Source organism: Methyloceanibacter sp., from assembly GCF_050728395.1.
GTDB lineage: Bacteria > Pseudomonadota > Alphaproteobacteria > Rhizobiales > Methyloligellaceae > Methyloceanibacter.
The window spans coordinates 1-16,563 of sequence record NZ_JBOHJB010000068.1 but is presented as its reverse complement, the minus strand read 5'-3'; the positions used below and the strand labels follow the sequence as shown (position 1 = coordinate 16,563).

General features: G+C 64.1%; 17 protein-coding genes. 4 read left to right on the top strand and 13 right to left on the bottom strand.

The genetic code is table 11. The annotated features are described in order from the left end of the window. Positions 1–36: 36 nt before the first annotated feature. From ACREC7_RS12225 to ACREC7_RS12215, 3 genes are all read right to left on the bottom strand, one after another. Positions 37–1,428 (bottom strand): L,D-transpeptidase family protein, encoded by a 1,392-nt coding sequence (locus tag ACREC7_RS12225; RefSeq protein ID WP_431555962.1) that lies wholly within the window; start codon positions 1,426–1,428, stop codon positions 37–39. Positions 1,429–1,769: 341 nt separating this feature from the next. Then, a complete protein-coding gene (gene ldtR, locus ACREC7_RS12220; RefSeq protein ID WP_431555961.1) occupies positions 1,770–2,279 on the bottom strand; it encodes a transcriptional regulator LdtR in 510 nt (169 codons plus the stop codon). A 144-nt stretch (positions 2,280–2,423) separates the two neighbouring features. Continuing rightward, on the bottom strand, positions 2,424–3,485 hold the full coding sequence (locus ACREC7_RS12215) for an enoyl-CoA hydratase/isomerase family protein (protein WP_431555960.1): 1,062 nt from the start codon (positions 3,483–3,485) through the stop codon (positions 2,424–2,426). Positions 3,486–3,593: 108 nt separating this feature from the next. Between ACREC7_RS12215 and ACREC7_RS12210 the strand changes: the two genes are divergently transcribed. Next, positions 3,594–4,535: an extensin family protein gene (locus ACREC7_RS12210; RefSeq protein ID WP_431555959.1), complete on the top strand. Its 942-nt coding sequence runs from the start codon at positions 3,594–3,596 to the stop codon at positions 4,533–4,535. 148 nt (positions 4,536–4,683) lie between these two features. Then, positions 4,684–5,757, top strand: coding sequence for a porphobilinogen synthase (hemB, locus tag ACREC7_RS12205; protein ID WP_431555958.1), 1,074 nt, complete (start codon positions 4,684–4,686; stop codon positions 5,755–5,757). Positions 5,758–5,896: 139 nt separating this feature from the next. Here the strand turns inward: hemB and ACREC7_RS12200 are convergent, their stop codons facing one another. After that, the gene (locus ACREC7_RS12200; RefSeq protein WP_431555957.1) at positions 5,897–6,520 is read right to left on the bottom strand and encodes a family 16 glycoside hydrolase; all 624 of its coding nucleotides are present in this window, start codon (positions 6,518–6,520) and stop codon (positions 5,897–5,899) included. 264 nt (positions 6,521–6,784) lie between these two features. On the opposite strand from ACREC7_RS12200, the gene ACREC7_RS12195 reads away from it, so the two are divergent. Continuing rightward, the gene (locus ACREC7_RS12195) at positions 6,785–7,216 is read left to right on the top strand and encodes an RDD family protein (RefSeq protein ID WP_431555956.1); all 432 of its coding nucleotides are present in this window, start codon (positions 6,785–6,787) and stop codon (positions 7,214–7,216) included. Between the two features lie 130 nt (positions 7,217–7,346). After that, positions 7,347–8,108 (top strand): arginyltransferase, encoded by a 762-nt coding sequence (locus tag ACREC7_RS12190; RefSeq protein ID WP_431555955.1) that lies wholly within the window; start codon positions 7,347–7,349, stop codon positions 8,106–8,108. 27 nt (positions 8,109–8,135) lie between these two features. Here ACREC7_RS12190 and parC read toward each other — a convergent pair whose 3' ends face one another. The 9 genes from parC to ACREC7_RS12145 all read right to left on the bottom strand — a co-directional run. Then, positions 8,136–10,385 (bottom strand): DNA topoisomerase IV subunit A, encoded by a 2,250-nt coding sequence (gene parC, locus ACREC7_RS12185; protein WP_431555954.1) that lies wholly within the window; start codon positions 10,383–10,385, stop codon positions 8,136–8,138. Positions 10,386–10,571: 186 nt separating this feature from the next. Then, positions 10,572–11,330: a DNA repair protein RecO gene (recO, locus tag ACREC7_RS12180; protein ID WP_431555953.1), complete on the bottom strand. Its 759-nt coding sequence runs from the start codon at positions 11,328–11,330 to the stop codon at positions 10,572–10,574. A 122-nt stretch (positions 11,331–11,452) separates the two neighbouring features. Next, positions 11,453–12,385 (bottom strand): GTPase Era, encoded by a 933-nt coding sequence (era, locus tag ACREC7_RS12175; RefSeq protein WP_431555952.1) that lies wholly within the window; start codon positions 12,383–12,385, stop codon positions 11,453–11,455. Then, the gene (rnc, locus tag ACREC7_RS12170; protein WP_431555951.1) at positions 12,378–13,091 is read right to left on the bottom strand and encodes a ribonuclease III; all 714 of its coding nucleotides are present in this window, start codon (positions 13,089–13,091) and stop codon (positions 12,378–12,380) included. The genes era and rnc overlap by 8 nt, the downstream gene beginning before the upstream one ends. Positions 13,092–13,094: 3 nt before the next feature. Beyond that, on the bottom strand, positions 13,095–13,850 hold the full coding sequence (gene lepB / locus ACREC7_RS12165) for a signal peptidase I (RefSeq protein ID WP_431555950.1): 756 nt from the start codon (positions 13,848–13,850) through the stop codon (positions 13,095–13,097). Between the two features lie 84 nt (positions 13,851–13,934). Continuing rightward, complete coding sequence (gene acpS, locus ACREC7_RS12160) at positions 13,935–14,345, bottom strand: holo-ACP synthase (protein WP_431555949.1); 411 nt, start codon at positions 14,343–14,345, stop codon at positions 13,935–13,937. Then, positions 14,345–15,217, bottom strand: coding sequence for a pyridoxine 5'-phosphate synthase (locus ACREC7_RS12155; protein ID WP_431555948.1), 873 nt, complete (start codon positions 15,215–15,217; stop codon positions 14,345–14,347). The genes acpS and ACREC7_RS12155 overlap by 1 nt, the downstream gene beginning before the upstream one ends. Continuing rightward, the gene (locus ACREC7_RS12150) at positions 15,214–15,786 is read right to left on the bottom strand and encodes a DUF2062 domain-containing protein (RefSeq protein ID WP_431555947.1); all 573 of its coding nucleotides are present in this window, start codon (positions 15,784–15,786) and stop codon (positions 15,214–15,216) included. The genes ACREC7_RS12155 and ACREC7_RS12150 overlap by 4 nt, the downstream gene beginning before the upstream one ends. A 122-nt stretch (positions 15,787–15,908) precedes the next feature. Then, a partial coding sequence (locus ACREC7_RS12145) for a RelA/SpoT AH/RIS domain-containing protein (protein WP_431555946.1) occupies positions 15,909–16,563 on the bottom strand: 655 nt, incomplete at its 5' end.

Below are 16,563 nucleotides of genomic sequence, written 5' to 3'. Positions count from 1 at the left end.
CCTCCGAGGCGGTCCGAGCAATTAATTCGAACGCCGCTATTGGGCCGATGCGGTCTCGGCGGCGCCGTCGTGGTTGTAGATGTCGGGACGGAAGTTCACCACGCCGTCAGGCGTCGCCCAGGCGCTCAAATACACGAAGTAGACTGGAATGGGCTTGGCGAGCCTGACGTCAGCCTGCTCGCTCGTCTGCTGCATGGACATCACGCGATCCAGGCCCCATCCCGGCGTATCGCGCAGGATCCAAGCCACCAGCGTCTCGATCTTGCTGACCCGCACGCAGCCCGAGCTCTCGAACCGCACGTTGCGGCCGAACAGGCTCTTGAGCGGGGTATCGTGCATGTACACGGAGTCCTTGTTCGGGAAGTTGATCTTCACGAAGCCGAGGGAATTCTGCTGCCAGGGGAGCTGCCGGTAGTTGTAGCCATAGACGGCATCGCCCATCCAATTGATCGAGCGGGAGTCGAGCGGCGCGCCGGAGGCGTCGAAGGCTTCCATGTGATAGGCGGCGAGCATGTCCTGGCCGCGCTGGGCGAATTCGCGGGCCTTGGGCACGAGGTCCTTGTAGACGATGCTGCGCGGCACGTACCAATAGGGATTGAAATTGATCTCCATGATCTTGCTGGAGAGCTCGGGCGTCTGCCGCTCGAACTTGCCGACCACGGCGGCATGGCGCTGGGCCACCTGTCCGCCCTCGACCGCTTCCACCTGCGCGGCGGGGATGTTGACCGTGACGTAACGGTTGGCCGCGGCCGGCGCCAAGGTTTGCAGCCTCTTCAGATTGGACTGGAGCTGGAGCAGCCGAACGCTCGCCGGCACGTTCATCACGTCGATCGTGGCCCGGTCGATGAGGCCGGTCGGCGGCAAAGCGTGGCGCGACTGGAATTTGCGCACGGCTTGGGTCAGCGCCTCATCGTATTGGTCGGGGATGCTCTGCCCGGCGAGATCGCCGCTGACCTCCAGCCGCCGATGCAAGATCTGGACGGGCTCCCCGTGGGAGCCGGGCTTCATAGCGTAGGCCGGCACGGTCGGCCAGCCACCTTGCGCCACGATGCCCTGGTAGTGCTGGATCGCGGCCTTGGTCGCCTCGATGTTGCGCGTGGAGAGCGTCGGCGTGCCAAGCGCAGGATTGGTGATCCACTGCCTGGTGGCTTCAGTGCCCTCCTCGGGCGGAAGCTCGTCGCCATGGAAAGCACCGGACTGCGGGGCTCGAGGCGCGGGCTGGAATATCCCGCCGCCGCCACGACCGCCGAAAATCCCGCCACTCGGAGGGGACTGCTGATAGTCGCCGCTGCTGTTCTGGTTGCGGCCGCCGAGCCAGGAAAAGATACCGGCGTCAGCTCTGTGGCTGGTGGCGATGAGCAACCCTGGCGCCAAGGCGACAGTCGCGCAAAAAGCGGCCGTCCTTGCGAGGCCTGTCCATGTTGCCATGTGCCGCTCCCGTCTTTCGCGGCGTCGCGCCACTTCCATGCTGCCGGCGCTTTGCCTTTGCTACTCTATCCCGTCTCAGAGCAAGCAAAGCCCCACCCGTCGCATCGACTGGCAAGTCCCCCGGAAGTTTCAGCAGCGACCGAGAGAATGGCCGTAAAGACAAAAGGGTAAGGACGATGATTCCCCTCCGCAGTCGAGCCCACAACTGCACTCCAAACATGAGGCAGGGTGGACCGGCGATCAAGGGGTAAACGCCGAATAGGGCGTTTTTGAGCTTCGCGCCGCAAGAAAAACCTGCTCCGGCGAGGATTTCACCGGGGCTTTGACGCTGGTTGGGCCCGCTAGAGCTGGTAGCGGATCTGATCGGTCCAGAACCGCTCGAGCCTGATCAGCGACTTGTTGAGGATTTCCAGATCGATGCTCTCGATGCCACCGACCTGCTGGAGGGACTTGAGCTGACGCTGGTAGAGCGCGCTCACCACGTCGCACACCTCGCGACCCTTCTCGGTGAGGCGCACGCGCACCGAGCGGCGGTCGGTATTGGACCGCTGGTGGTTGATATAACCGGACTCAACCAGCTTCTTCAGGTTGTAGGAGACGTTCGAGCCGAGGTAATAACCGCGGCTGGTCAGCTCTCCCGCCGTCAGTTCGGCGTCGCCAATATTGTACAAGAGCAACGCCTGCACACTGTTCACATCGGAACGGCCCAAGCGTTCGAACTCGTCCTTGATGACATCCAGAAGCAATCGATGCAGCCGCTCAATGAGCTTCAAGGATACCAGATAGCGACCCTTGAGATCTTCTGGCTGCTCAGCATTGGTACGAGTCCCTATATCCAGGACCACAGTCATCGCCTACCCTCGCAGTTGTTGTTTATCCCCAACTTATCGAGAACTATAGGCATGTCGAACTAAAATCCGCTTAATCAGGACGCTTAAGATTGGGTGAAATACCATCATTAAGTTTAGATTACTTGTTGAGGCAGTGCAATTGATTCAATTGCGCTCTTCAAGCTGCAATTCGCCGTGCGGCGCACTGCCAAAGAGACTCTCAATCCCGGCGTCGCCAACCTCAGAAAGCGTCGCGGGGCTCCAGCGCGGCTTGCTGCCTTTGCCGACAATACGCGACTTGATGCCTTCGCCATAGTCCGGGCGCGCAATCAGTTGCGAGGCAAGTCTGAACTCCAATTGTAACGCCTCGGCGAGGCCCAGCGTCTTGCCCCGCCGCATTTGCGCGAAGGCCACTTTCAGCGATGTCGGCGACTTCTTGCGGATCTCGGCCGCGGTGGCCTTGGCCCAAGCCTCATCCTGACCTTGCTCGGCATCGAGCCGGTCCAGGATCTCCTCGACCGAGGACGATCCAAAGATGCGATGGATGGCCGGCGTCAGTCTGGCGAGCTCCCCTTCCCCGGGATCGCGATGCAGGCCGTCGAGCAAGCGATCGATCGGATGGTTGTCACTCACCGCGTCCTTGATGACGTGGAAATGCGCAGCCGGGATGTAGTGCGTGATCAGGCGCAGGCGATAGGCATCGGCGGGGCCGATAGCGCGGCCGGTGAGCGCGAGATAGAGTCCAAAGTGGTTCTCGAGTCGCGAGAGAAAATGGGTGCCACCGATATCAGGCAGGAAGCCGATGCCGACCTGAGGCATGGCCACCTTGTAGCCCTCGCCCGCCACGCAATGTGTTCCATAGAGCGTGATGCCGATGCCGCCCCCGAGCAGTAGTCCGTTGATGAGGGGCACATTCGGCCTGATGAATTTCTCGAGCACCCAGCAATGGGTGTAGGCCGCGCGGTAAAAGTCGCGGATGGTGTCGAGCGCTCCCTGCTCGATCCATCCGTGCAGGACCTTGAGATCGCCGCCGCTGCAGAACACGGTGGGATGGGTCGACTCCATCACCACGCCATAGATGTGAGGATTGGGCGCCCAGCGCCGATACTCTTCGCTCAGCGCGTCGAACATTTCCCGGCTGAGCGCGTTTAATCGTGTGGGCCGGTTCAGCGTCACGATGCCCGCGCGGTCTTGCTCGCTAAACTCGATGCCGAGCGGCTCGCCCACGATGCGTGTTCCCCTTGCAGGAATCCGTGTATGCCCCTTAAGGGGCGCCCGCGGGCTGCTAGCATCCAATCTTGGAAACCACAAGCAGGCGGTTTTGGATCGTCCGGAATGAGGCTTCGCATCCTTGCTCTTGTTGCGCTTTGCGCCTGGCTGCCGCCTCTGCTCGCAAGGGCCGAGGGCGACGCGCCGCCGCTGCCTGACCGGAACCCGCTCAGGCCAACCGGGCCGGTCGCTGCCCCAGTGAAGCCGCCGCCACCGCCCCTTCCGGGCGAGCAGCCGACCGTGCCGTGGAGCGAAGCTGAGATCGATGCGGCACGTGCGAAATGCAAGGAGCTGCTGACCGGAGACCCGCTCGATTACGAGGTCCTGCCGCCAATCAAGGAAGGCATTTGCGGAACGCCGGCGCCGGTCCTGCTGCGCGCGGTCGGCACCGACCCGAAGGTCTCGATCGACCCGCCGGCGACGCTGAGCTGCCCGATGGCCGATGTGCTCGGTGAGTGGTTGCGCGACACCGTTCAGCCGAAGGCCAAGAAGCTGTTCGGCTCGACCGTGGCCAAGATCCAGAACGCGAGCTCCTATGTCTGCCGCAACCGCTACGGAGGCGGCACGACGCCGTTGAGCGAGCACGCGCTGGCCAACGCCCTCGACGTGTCGGAGTTTGTCCTTGCCAACGGCGAGCGCGTCACGGTCTTGGACGACTGGCCGAAGGTCGTGGAGGTTCCTCCTCCGCCAGCGGCAAATCCGAACCGAGCGCCTGAGGACAAGGAAAGCGTCGCGGCGTCGAAACACGCGGAGGACGGCAAGACGGCAAAGCCCACGGCCACCAAGACAAGCGCCATCGCCTCGGCGAAGGCCGAGCCTGCCCCGGCACCCTCACCGCCGCCGGTCGCCAAGGAGCCTGAGATGGACCGCGAGGCTCAGTTCGTGACGTATCTGCACGAGGACGCCTGCCGCCGCTTCGGCACCGTGCTGGGACCTGAGGCCAACGCCGCCCACAAAAACCATTTCCACCTCGACATGAAGAAACGGCGCAAAGGCTTCTGCGAGTAGCAGCCGCTACGTGCGGCCTTCGCTACGAGTGGCAGTGGCCACGTGTGGCATTCGCTGTCGCAAAACCATAATTAGGGGTTTGCTGGCTCCTGCCCACGCCAGGTGCTAGCGTGCCGGCACCTCAAAGGCGTGTGAGATCGATCGGCTCATGTCCTCACCAAGAGAGAAAACCGTCGCCTTGCGCACCGAGCGCATCAAGCGCGCGCGGGGCAAGACGCCCGCCACGCCGGAGCCTGGCTTCCCGGCGACGCGGCTGCGGCGCAACCGCCGCTCCGACTGGTCGCGGCGTCTGGTGCGCGAGACGACGCTGTCGGCCGACGATCTGATCTGGCCGATCTTTGTCATCGAAGGGAAGAACCAACGCTCGCAGGTCGCGAGCATGCCGGGGGTGGAGCGGCTTTCCATCGACCTTGCCGTCAAGGCCGCCGAGACTGCCGCCGAGCTCAAGCTTCCCGCGGTCGCGCTCTTCCCCTACACCGATCCCTCGCTCCGCGACGAAGAGGCGAGCGAGGCCCTCAACCCGAACAACCTCGTCTGCCGCGCGGTGCGCGCTATCAAGGGAGAAGTCGGCGACATCGGGGTGATCTGCGACGTGGCGCTCGATCCCTATACCAGTCACGGCCATGACGGGCTCCTTATCGAGGGCGAGGTCGACAACGACCGCACCGTCGAGGTGCTGGTGCGCCAGGCGCTGAACCAGGCCGAGGCCGGCTGCGATATCCTCGCGCCGTCCGACATGATGGACGGCCGCATCGGCGCGATCAGGGAGGCGCTGGAGACGAACGGCTTCACCAACACCCAGCTCCTTGCCTATGCGGCGAAATATGCCTCGGCCTTTTACGGACCGTTCCGCGACGCGGTCGGCTCCGGCGCCATGCTGCGCGGCGACAAGCTCACCTATCAGATGGATCCGGCCAATGCCGAGGAGGCGCTGCGCGAGGTCGGCCAGGACATCGCCGAGGGCGCCGACATGGTGATGGTGAAGCCTGGCCTGCCCTATCTCGACATCGTGCGCCGAGTGAAGGACGCATTCCACGTGCCGACCTTCGTCTATCAGACCTCGGGCGAGTACGCGATGATCGTGGCCGCGGCCGAGCGCGGCTGGATCGACCGGGAGCGCGTCATCCTGGAAAGCCTGATGGCGTTCAAGCGCGCCGGCGCCGACGCCATCCTCACCTATTTCGCCATCGAGGCGGCGCAGTTGCTCAGCGAAGGCCGCTGATTGCGCGTCATACCGGCGCAAGCCGGTATCCAGAACCAAAATGAAGATGATCTTTTGCTGGATTCCGGCTTTCGCCGGAATGACGGAGGGTGTGCTGGATCCCGGCCTTCGCCGGAATGACGGAGCGTGCTTGTGCGCTTCAGTCGGTGACCTTGACGCTCTTGAACACCACGCGGGCGTCCTTCGCCTTGTCGAAATTGTCGCCGGAGAGGCCGAAGCGCCAGCCGCCCTTCGGCGCCTGACCGCGCAGATCGCGCACTTTGGTGCCGTTGATGAAGAGGGTCGCGACGCCGCCGCTGGCCTTCACCCGCAGCATGTTCGACTCGCCGGGCTTCACCTTGATGGCGCTCGAATCGACGTTCTCGACGATGGTGTACCATTTGCCGTCCTGGCGCCGCGCGATCCAGAACTTGCCGTTGTTGAGAATGCCGAACTGCAGATAGTTCCGGTTGTCCTCGCCCCAGAACAGAAGCCCGGCGCCGAGAATGGTCGAACCGCCATCAGGCCACACGGTCTCCGAGCAAATGTCGGCGTCGTTGACGGTGTAGGTGACGTTGAGGTCGGACTGCATGGCATCGGGCGGAAGGTTGAAGGTGAAGCTTCCATCCTTTACCTCGACGTCCTGGTTGATCGCCCAGCCGCCGGCGTCGTCGGCGAACTTGTCCTCGAAAACGACGTCGGTTCCCTCGCAGGCCGACGCCGGCTCGAACAAACCCGCGCAGCAAAGCAGCGCGGCCGCAACTCCGAGTCCGGATCTCGCCATAAGTGGGTCCCTCGGTCGCAGGCCTCGTGCGCAACCCCACGAAAAAATCCTTATCGCGTCGGCCAGCCCTCGGCAACCGTGGTCGGCGCCGCGGGCGCCCCGATTCACGCGGTTCCGCTTGCCTGAGGCGGCGGCAGCCACCATCTACACGTCGAATGCCAATTCAAGAGAGCACGAGAGAGAGCACGAGAGATGTCAGAGCAGAAAACCATTCCGCCCCGTTCCGGCGCCGATTTCGCCAGTCCCTCTCCCTCCTACAATCCAGTGACCCAGCCGCAGTTGTTCGATGGCATCATCGGCAAGCGTTTCGTCGCCTTCCTCATCGACGCCACCATCATCACACTCCTGACAGTCTTGGGATTCGTTGCCGTCTTGATACTCGGAATTGTGACGTTGGGCCTGGGATGGTTATTGTTCGCTCTGGTTTTTCCCGTGGTGGGCCTCGGTTACAACGCCCTCACGATCGGCGGACCGAACTCGGCGACCATCGGCCAGCGCCTGATGGGCCTTGAGTGGCGCACCTGGTTCGGGGGCAAAGTGTCGCCCTTGATCGCGGCCTTTCACGCGCTCCTTTTCTGGGTTTCGCTTGGATCTGCAGTGCTTTGGCTGCCGAACGTTCTTTGGGCCCTGTTCGATCCGCAAAAACGCTGCCTGCACGATATTTTCGCAGGGATCGTTGCCATCAACCGGCGGTGAGCCGGCCTCCGGGACGGGTGGTTAGGAGCGTCTGGCGCAACCCAATCTTTGCTCGTTCCGCATTTGCACTGTGCTCACTTGATCCACTAAGCTTGGTGCCGAGGGGGCAGATTCGCCTGGAATAACTGTCGTGACCGAGCACAAGAGCAACTTCCCGGAATTCTACATCACCGCGCCGCAGCCCTGCCCGTATTTGCCGGGCAAGCTCGAGCGGAAGCTGTTCACCCACCTCACCCGCGAGAAGCCCGGCTTCCTCATCGACAACCTGTTGAAGGGCGGTTTCCGGCGCAGCCAGAACATCGCCTACATGCCCTATTGCGACGCCTGCTCGGCCTGTGTGCCGGTGCGGATTCTCGTCGACGCCTTCCGGCCGCGGCGCTCGCTGAACCGCATCGCCCGCGCCAACCGCGACGTGGTGACCGCCCGCATGGAGCCAAGCCCGAGCGCCGAGCAATATTCGCTGTTCCGCGCCTATATCGACGCCCGGCACGGCGACGGCGGCATGGCCGAGATGTCGGTGCTCGACTACTCGCTCATGGTCGAAGACAGCGTGGTGGAGACGAACGTCACCGAATACCGCCAGCGGCCCGACCCCGAGACCGGCGACGCGCCGTTGATCGGCGTTTCGCTGTGCGACCGCCTAAGCGACGGCATCTCGATGGTGTACAGCTTCTACGATCCGGAGCTGCCCGCGCGGAGCCTCGGCACCTACATGATCCTCGACCAAGTCGAGTTCGCCCGGAGCCTCGGGCTCCCCTTCGTCTATCTCGGCTACTGGATCGATGGCTCGCGCAAGATGCGTTACAAGAACCGCTTCCGGCCGCAGGAGCACCTCACCTCGAAGGGCTGGGTGCGCACTGCAGAGAAACCAGAAGCCGGATGCCGGAAGTAGGTCGGTTCTGGCTTCTAAGCGTCCGCTTTAGAACTTCGGGCCGAAGCGCCCTGACTTGGGGAAGCCCTTTGGCGGCAGACGGCCGGCCTGGGCGCGCACGCCCCACCAATCGCGCAAATCGGTGAGGGTGAAGCTGCGCCCGGCCGAGTCGATGTAACTGAGGCCCTCTTTCTTGGTGAAGGTCTTGGCGTCGGCCAAGCCGCCACCCTTGTAGCGCTGGAGCCGCACGCCCTTGCCGCGCGGCATCTCAGGCAGCTCCTTCAACGGGAACAGCAGGAGCTTGCGGTTGTCGCCGATGACCGCGAGGCTGTCCCCTTCGGCCGGCGCGCACATTGCTGCCTCGTCGCCGGCGCCGACGTTCAGGATCTGCTTGCCCTTGCGGGTCGAGGCCACGACCTCGTCCTCTGGCACGATGAAGCCGTGACCGCTCGAGCTCGCCACCAGTAGCTTGCGGCCTTCCGCGTGCTCGAACAGCTCGACCGCGTCGGCCGTCTCCTCGATGTCGATCATGAGGCGGAAGGGCTCGCCGTGGCCGCGGCCGCTCGGCAGCTTGTCGGGGCTGAGCGTATAGAACCGGCCATTGGTGGCGAAGAGCAGCAGCGTGTCGGTGGTCTCTGTGCGCACGGCGCGCTTCAGCCGATCGCCCTCCTTGAAGGCAAGGCCGTCGAACTCGGCGAGATGCCCTTTGATGGCGCGGATCCAGCCCTTCTCGGAGAGGACCACAGTCACCGGCTCCTTCTCGATCAGGGAATCGGCCAGATCTTCGGCGATGCCTTCGGGCGCCACGTCGAAGCTGGTGCGCCGCCGCCCGAGTTCCGTCTTCTGGCCGAAGCGCTCCTTCAGCGACTTGATCTCGTCGGCGATCTTCTTCCACTGCTTGTCGTCGGAGGCGAGCAGCGCCTTCAGCTCTTTCCGCTCCTTGGTCAGCGCATCGTGCTCGCGCCTGATCTCCATCTCCTCGAGCTTGCGCAAGGAGCGCAGCCGCATGTTGAGAATCGCCTCGGCCTGGACCTCGGTGAGCTTGAAGGCCTTCATCAAGGCAGGCTTCGGCTCCTCAGTCTCGCGGATGATTTTGATCACCTTGTCGAGGTTGAGATAGACGATGAGGAAGCCTTCGAGCACTTCGAGCCGGTGGTCGATCTTGGCGAGGCGATGCTTCGAGCCGCGGACCAGCACCTCCTTGCGGTGATCGAGCCATTCGCGCAGCACCTGCCGAAGGCTCAGCACGTTCGGCACCTGGCCGCGGGTGAGCACGTTCATGTTGAGCGGCACGCGCGTCTCGAGCTCGGTCAGCTTGAACATCTGCTCCATGAGCAGCACGGGATCGATGCTACGGCTCTTCGGCTCGAGCACCAGGCGTACGTCTTCGGCCGACTCGTCGCGCACGTCGGCGAGCAGCGGCAGCTTCTTCGCCTGAAGCAGCTCGGCGATGCGGGCGACGAGCCGCGCCTTCGGCACCTGATAGGGGATCTCGGTGACCACGATCTGGTAGGTGCCGCGGCCGGTGTCTTCGCGTCCCCACCGCGCGCGCAGGCGGAAGCTGCCGCGCCCGGTCTTATAGGCCTGCACGATCTGTTCGCGCGGCTCGACCAGAACGCCGCCGGTGGGCAGGTCAGGCCCAGGCACGAAGTCGACCAGCTTGTCGGCGGTGGCGTTGGGAAACTTGATGAGATGCAGCGCCGCGTCGCACAGCTCGCCGGCGTTGTGCGGCGGGATGTTGGTGGCCATGCCGACGGCGATGCCCGAGGAGCCATTGGCGAGCAGGTTGGGGAAATTGCCTGGGAGCACGGAGGGCTCCTGCTCGCGGCCGTCGTAGTTGGGGCGGAAGTCGACGGTGTCCTCGTCGATGCCGTCGAGAAGCTGGGCGGCGATCTCGGTCAGCCGCGCCTCGGTATAGCGGTCGGCGGCGGGGTTATCGCCGTCGATATTACCGAAATTGCCCTGGCCGTCGATCAGCGGGTAGCGGACTGAGAAGTCCTGGGCGAGGCGGGCGAGCGCGTCGTAGATCGCTTGATTGCCGTGGGGGTGGAAGTTGCCCATGGTGTCGCCGACGATCTTGGCGCATTTGCGAAACTCGCCCTGGGGCTCGAGTCTCAACTGGCGCATGGCGTAGAGCACGCGGCGGTGTACCGGCTTCAAGCCATCGCGCACATCGGGGAGCGCCCGGTGCATGATGGTGGAGAGCGCATAAGCGAGGTACCGCTCTTCCAAGGCCTCGCGCAGATTCACTGGCTCGATCGGCCCTTGCGAATCAGGCGGCGGCGGTCTTTTTCCCATGCTTGCGCTTAGCGCATCGGAAGAGTCGGCTCAAGCCGCGTGCGACTGTCCCCCTCACCCGGCTCGCCGCTGAAGCGGCGATCCACCCTCTCCCACGGGGGGAGAGGGGTTTGCGAGGCCGCATCCACCCACACTTTGTCATCGCCCGGCTTGACCGGGCGATCTAGTAATCCCGAGCGCCGGCGTTTACTGGATGTCCGCTTTCGCGGGCATGACATCATCCTTTTGACTGCGCCCAAGAAGTTCGAGGAGGCGGGTGCGCGCCGCTGGCAATGTAAGCCCCTGCGGACTAAGCACGTCGCGCTCGAGGAAGTGGCCGGTGAGGGCGAAGCCGGCGAGGATGTCGGAGGGCGTGGGCGAGGCATTCTCCTCCAGCAGAAAGCGGGGGAGCTGCAGCAGGCGGTCGCAATAAGGCTTACCGGCGTCACGCGACACCGCCCGGCCGGATTTTGGCGAGACGTAGACCAGATCGGCATCCGTGCCGGTGGCGGCGCATTCGCTCAAGTCGAGGCCGAAGCCGAGATCCTGAAGCAGCATCATCTCCCAGCGCACCAGGAGCGCCGGCCATAGGTTCGCATCGTCCAGCGCGGTCAGCACCTCAAGCGCGCCGTAATAAAGCTGCGGGTGCGGATCGCGCTCGGGCAGAAGCTTGGCAAGCCCGGTGAGCGAGCCTATTGTCGCAAGCGCCGCCTGATCGTCGAGAACCCGCGCTGCGTGAGGCTCGAGCATCTCGACATTGAAGCCGCCGAGATGGTCGGCGAGTCGCGCCCGCCAGGTCACGCTCAAGCGATTGCCGAGCTGCATCAGCGGGCGCATGCGCCGCGACCGCCCTCCCCGCACGAGACCGAGATGGCGTCCATGCCGCGCGGTGAGAAGCTCGGCGATGGTGTTCGCCTCGCCGAGAGGCTTGGCCGAAATGAGGATGCCCTCGTCGCTAAAGTCCATGGCCTTGCATACAGGAGCAACTGGCACTCGTCATACCGGCGAAAGCCGGTATCCAGTCTTTTCCTTGCGCTTCGCGCGCTGGATTCCGGCTTGCGCCGGAATGACGCTGCGAAGGCAGGGTATCATTCCTTTGGGTAATCGAGACCCATCTCGCGGTAGCGTTCGGGATCCTCGCCCCAGCGCTCGCGCACCTTCACGAACAGGAAGAGATGGACCGGCGCGTCGATCATCTCGCCGATCTCCTTGCGCGCCGCAATCGAGATCTCCTTGATGGTCGCGCCGGATGCGCCGAGCAGAATCTTGCGCTGACTCTCGCGCATCACATAGATGGTCTGCTCGATGCGGACGCTGCCGTCCTTCAGCTCCTTCCAATCGGCGGTCTCGACGGTGAGGCTGTAGGGAAGCTCGTCGTGGAGCCGCAGGAACAGCTTCTCGCGGGTGATCTCGGCGGCGGCCTGGCGGATCGGCGCGTCGGTGAGCTGATCCTCGGGATAGAGCCACGGGCCTTCTGGCACGGTCTCCGCGAGATAGGATTTGAGGTCGGCGACGCCATCGCCATTGAGCGCCGAGATCATGAAGGTCCGCGCGAAGTCGTGACGCTTGCCGAGCTTATCGGCGAGTACCAAGAGCTCGGGCCGCGCCACGAGGTCGATCTTGTTGAGCACGGCTATGATGGGCCGCTTGATGGTGGGGAGAGTTTCGAACACGGGGTCGAGCCAGGCATCGAGCCCGCGCCCGGTGTGCGCTCGCTCGGCATCGATCACCAGCACCACGAGATCGGCATCCGCAGCGCGGGTCCAGGCCGCTCCCGACATGGCGCGGTCGAGCCGCCGTTTCGGCTGAAAGATGCCAGGCGTGTCGACCAGGATGATCTGGCTCGTGCCCTCAATCGCGATGCCAAGCACCGGCCCACGCGTCGTCTGCGCCTTGTGGGTGACGATGGCGATTTTGGCGCCGACCAGAGCATTGATCAGCGTGGACTTGCCGCTATTCGGCGCGCCGATCAGCGCCACGAAGCCGCATCGCCGATCGCCGCTGCTATTGGCGTCAGTCATGGGTGGGAGCCTGCCACACCCCTTCGCGCAGCAGCATGGCGAGCGCCGCAGCCTGCTCGGCGGCGCGCTTGTTGGCGCCATGGCCGCGTTCAGGTGCCACGCCGTCGATCTGCACCTCGGAGGTGAAGCGCGGGGCGTGATCGGGCCCCTCGCGGGCGATTTCGATGTAGCGCGGCAGCGGCAGGCGCCGTCCTTGCGCCCATTCCTGGAGGACAGACTTCGCGTCGGGGGTGGCGAGGCCGTAGCCGCTCAGCTCTGCGGCCCAGAAGCGGTGGACGATATCGCGCGCCGCCGCATAGCCTCCGTCGATGAAGATGGCGCCGAGCACCGCCTCGCAGGCATTGGCGAGGATCGTCTTCTTGCCGCGGCCGCCGCTCTCGGCCTCGCCGCCGCTCATCAGGATGAGCTTGCCGAGCTCCCAGTCTTGCGCGATTTCGGCGCAGGTCTCGGCGCGCACGAGCTGATTGTAGCGGCGGGCAAGCTCCCCCTCGCTCGCGTCCGGAAGGCTTGCGGTCAGGAGCTCGGCGATGGCGAGCCCGAGGACGCGATCGCCCAAGAATTCGAGCCGCTCATTGTCATCGTTCGGCTTGAGCGAGGGACGTGCGCTCGCATGTGTGAGCGCAAGCTCGATCAGCGTGCGGTCGGTGAAGACATAACCCAATCGTTCGAAGAATTGTGTGAGGGCCGTATCGCGCCGATCGGGCACGGTTCAATGTACCCTTTGCAGAATGCGCGACCAACGGACGTCAGCCGGCCATTTCCATATTTGCCAGAAGCTCGCACCCTCATCGATTGAGAAGAAGATGATCTGGGCGTGGCCGACCAGGTTCTCGAAGGGCACATAGCCAACCTCGGAGAGGAAGCGGCTGTCGGTCGAATTGTCCCGGTTGTCGCCCATCATGAAGAAATGGCCTTCGGGGACTTTGTACACCTCGGTGTTGTCGCCGATGCCCTCATTGACGAGGTCGAGCACGGGGTAGGTCACCCCGTTCGGCAGAGTCTCCATGTAGCGGGCCAATTGCCGCTCGCCGCCCCCAGAATCGCGCATGACGAAATCGTCGACGCGCTCCTTCTTAACCGCTTCGCCGTTGATGTGCAGCACGCCGTGAATCATCTGGATCTCGTCGCCGGGCAGGCCGATCACGCGCTTGATGTAGTCGGTCTCGTTGTCGCGGGGCAGCTTGAACACCACCACGTCGCCACGGTTCGGCTCCTTGGCCCAGATGCGCCCGGAGAACAGGTTGGGCCCGAACGGGAAGGAATAGCGGCTGTAGCCGTAGCTGTATTTCGACACGAACAGATAGTCGCCGACGAGCAGCGTCGGGATCATGGAGCCAGAGGGAATGTTGAAGGGCTGGAACAGGAATATCCGCACCAGGAGCGCAAGGATGAGCGCGTGGATGACCACGCGGATGGTGTCTTTGAACCCGCTCTTGTCTTGCGTCTCTTCGGCCTCAACGCTCATGCGGAAGCTCTCCTCTGCATGCTGATCGATGCGGGGACCCGTCCGCGGCCCCTATAGCCCGTCCCTCATTGGGAGGCAAATGGCTCAATCGCGCACGGGCACGCGAAAGGCCGAGATGATGACGATCGCCTGAGCCATGGGAAAGTCATCGGTGATGGTAAGGTCGATGCGCACGGCGTGCCCCTCAGGGGTGAGTTCGACCAGTGCTTGGAGCGCTCCGCCGGTAAGCTCAAGCGTGGGCCGGCCCGAGGGCAAGTTCACGACGCCCATGTCGCGCCAGAACACCCCCTGGCGAAAGCCAGTGCCCAGGGCCTTGGCGCAGGCCTCCTTGGCGGCAAAGCGCTTGGCGTAGGAGGCGGCGCGGCCGGCGCGGCCGTCGGACTTCCGCCGCTCGATGTCGGTGAACACGCGGGAGATAAACCTGTCGCCATAGCGCTCGATGGTCCTCTCGACCCGCCTGATGTCGATGATGTCGTTGCCCAGGCCGAGGATCATCAACCGCTGACCTCAGATTCCGTGTCGCTATGCCGCAGGATGCCACGGGCGCGATCCATCTTGGCGCGCATGCGACGGACGCTCTCGGCGAGGCCGATAAAAAGGGCCTCGCCGACGAGGAAGTGTCCGATGTTCAGCTCGACGATCTCGAGAATCGCCGCCACGGGTCCGACATTATCATAGTCGAGCCCATGGCCGGCATGCACTTCAAGCCCAGCTAGGGCGGCGCACAGTGCGCCGTCCTGAAGGCGCGTCAGCTCGTGGCGCATGGCGTCAGCCTGGCCGTCGGAAAAGGCTCTGCAATAGGTGCCGGTATGCAGCTCGACCGCATCGGCGCCGACCTCCTGCGCCGCGGAAATTTGTTCCCGGTCGGGATCAACGAACAAAGCAACATGGATGCCGGCGCCTCTCAGCGCCGCGATAAACGGCTTGAGCCTGGCGGCGTTGCCCACGACATCGAGGCCCCCTTCGGTGGTGAGCTCCTGCCGCCGCTCGGGAACGAGGCAGCAATCGTCCGGGCGCCGCAGAAGCGCGATGTCGAGCATCTCGTCGGTGACCGCCATTTCCAGATTGATGGCGCAGCTCAGCGGTTTAACCTCGCGCGCGACCTCCTCGCTCATGGTGTGACGGCGGCGCTCGTAAGACTGCTCGACCGCCTCGTCGTATTTCAGCGCCCTGATGAGTCGTTCGACGTCGTCATCCCTGATATGGCGCCGGTCCTCGCGCAAATGCGCGGTGATGTTATCGGCGCCCGCCTCGATCGCGACCACCGCCGCGCGCAAGGGATCGGGATGGTGCCCTCCCCGCGCATTGCGTAGCGTCGCCACGTGATCGATGTTGATGCCGAGGCGGATGGGGAGCGGTGCGGTCATGGCGCTGCTCCCCTTGGGCCGACGACGGCGCGGCGCTGCCGCAAGTGAAGCTCGCGCCGGCGGCGGTGCTGGTAGGCTTCCACCATCGGCCTCACCAGGAAATAGCAGGCGGTTGCCATGGCAATGCCGACCGGCAGGCAGCCGAGCGACATCGGCTTCAGGATCGGCCACAGATGCTCGAAGGAGGATTGGAAGACACCGTGCGACAGGTCGATGGTCTTTTTCGTCGCCTTGCCGCCGAGCAAGGCATTGCCGACTGCATAGCTCGCGTACCACAGGAAGGGATAGGTCAGCGGATTGCCGAGGAAAGTGCCGAGAACCGAGGCGACGATGCTGCCGCCGATGATCCAGGCGAGCAATGCGGCCATGACCATGTGCGTGCCGATGAAGGGGGTGACCGCGGCAAAGGTGCCGGCGGCGAAGCCGAGCGCGATGGCATGGGGCGTCGCGCTGAGACGCCGCAGGCGATAGACGACGTAGCGGCTCGACCGGCCCCAGCTGCGGCGCGGCCACATATGGATGCGCACACGCTCCAGCAGGCTCTCGGTTTGACGACGCTTGAACAGCATCAATACCTCTTGGGCCCAGTCTCAGCTTGCACGAGCCGCGCCGGGGACGTTCCCTCAATTAGGGTGGGTTTGTCTATTCGTCAGGGGGGTCAAGGCCAGCTGGCGACGAAAGCCGCCCTCCCCTAACCGCTCACCCGCATAGCGGAGGAGACAACGTCCTTGGCGCGCAATCCGGCAAGAATCTCGTTCAAATGCGTGAGGTCCCAGACTTCAAGATCGATGACCATCTCTGCATAGTCCGGAACCTGCTTCATGATCTTGATATTGTCGATATTGCCATCGGCCTCGCCGATCACGGCGGCAACTTGGGCGAGGCTGCCCGGCTCGTTGAGCGCGGTGACGGCGATCTTGGCGGGGAAGCGTTGTGCATTGTCCTCGTCGATGTCCCAGGTCACGTCGATCCAGCGCTCGGGCTCTTCGTCGAACGCCTTCAGCGCCTCGGCATGGATTGGATAGATGGTGATGCCTTGGCCAGGGGTGAGGATGCCGACGATGCGGTCACCGGGGACGGCGCCGTCAGCGGCGAAGCTCACCGGCAGATCGCCGCGCAAGCCCCTGATCGGAATGCTGTTTGCGCCGGCAGGGGGCTCGCGTTCGCTGCTGGCGCTCGAGCCAGGCCAGCGGAATTTCAAGCCCATGACCTTGCCGAGACCGAACCAGCCTTCTTCGGCGCGCTTGACCCTGCGCCGCCGCTTCGGCGCCTCGCTCGGCGCGTCTTCCGGCCAGGCGGCTTTGAGGACGTCGGCCGACGACAGCTCGCCGCGGCCGACGGCGGCA

What these genes read in the sequence shown, in the direction of transcription:
- ACREC7_RS12150 (WP_431555947.1), bottom strand. Translation starts at nt 15,786, where the DNA reads ATGCTGTTCAAGCGTCGTCAAACCGAGAGCCTGCTGGAGCGTGTGCGC.
- ldtR (WP_431555961.1), bottom strand. Translation starts at nt 2,279, where the DNA reads ATGACTGTGGTCCTGGATATAGGGACTCGTACCAATGCTGAGCAGCCA.
- ACREC7_RS12210 (WP_431555959.1), top strand. Translation starts at nt 3,594, where the DNA reads ATGAGGCTTCGCATCCTTGCTCTTGTTGCGCTTTGCGCCTGGCTGCCG.
- recO (WP_431555953.1), bottom strand. Translation starts at nt 11,330, where the DNA reads ATGGACTTTAGCGACGAGGGCATCCTCATTTCGGCCAAGCCTCTCGGC.
- ACREC7_RS12200 (WP_431555957.1), bottom strand. Translation starts at nt 6,520, where the DNA reads ATGGCGAGATCCGGACTCGGAGTTGCGGCCGCGCTGCTTTGCTGCGCG.
- parC (WP_431555954.1), bottom strand. Translation starts at nt 10,385, where the DNA reads ATGGGAAAAAGACCGCCGCCGCCTGATTCGCAAGGGCCGATCGAGCCA.
- hemB (WP_431555958.1), top strand. Translation starts at nt 4,684, where the DNA reads ATGTCCTCACCAAGAGAGAAAACCGTCGCCTTGCGCACCGAGCGCATC.
- acpS (WP_431555949.1), bottom strand. Translation starts at nt 14,345, where the DNA reads ATGATCCTCGGCCTGGGCAACGACATCATCGACATCAGGCGGGTCGAG.
- ACREC7_RS12225 (WP_431555962.1), bottom strand. Translation starts at nt 1,428, where the DNA reads ATGGCAACATGGACAGGCCTCGCAAGGACGGCCGCTTTTTGCGCGACT.
- era (WP_431555952.1), bottom strand. Translation starts at nt 12,385, where the DNA reads ATGACTGACGCCAATAGCAGCGGCGATCGGCGATGCGGCTTCGTGGCG.
- ACREC7_RS12155 (WP_431555948.1), bottom strand. Translation starts at nt 15,217, where the DNA reads ATGACCGCACCGCTCCCCATCCGCCTCGGCATCAACATCGATCACGTG.
- lepB (WP_431555950.1), bottom strand. Translation starts at nt 13,850, where the DNA reads ATGAGCGTTGAGGCCGAAGAGACGCAAGACAAGAGCGGGTTCAAAGAC.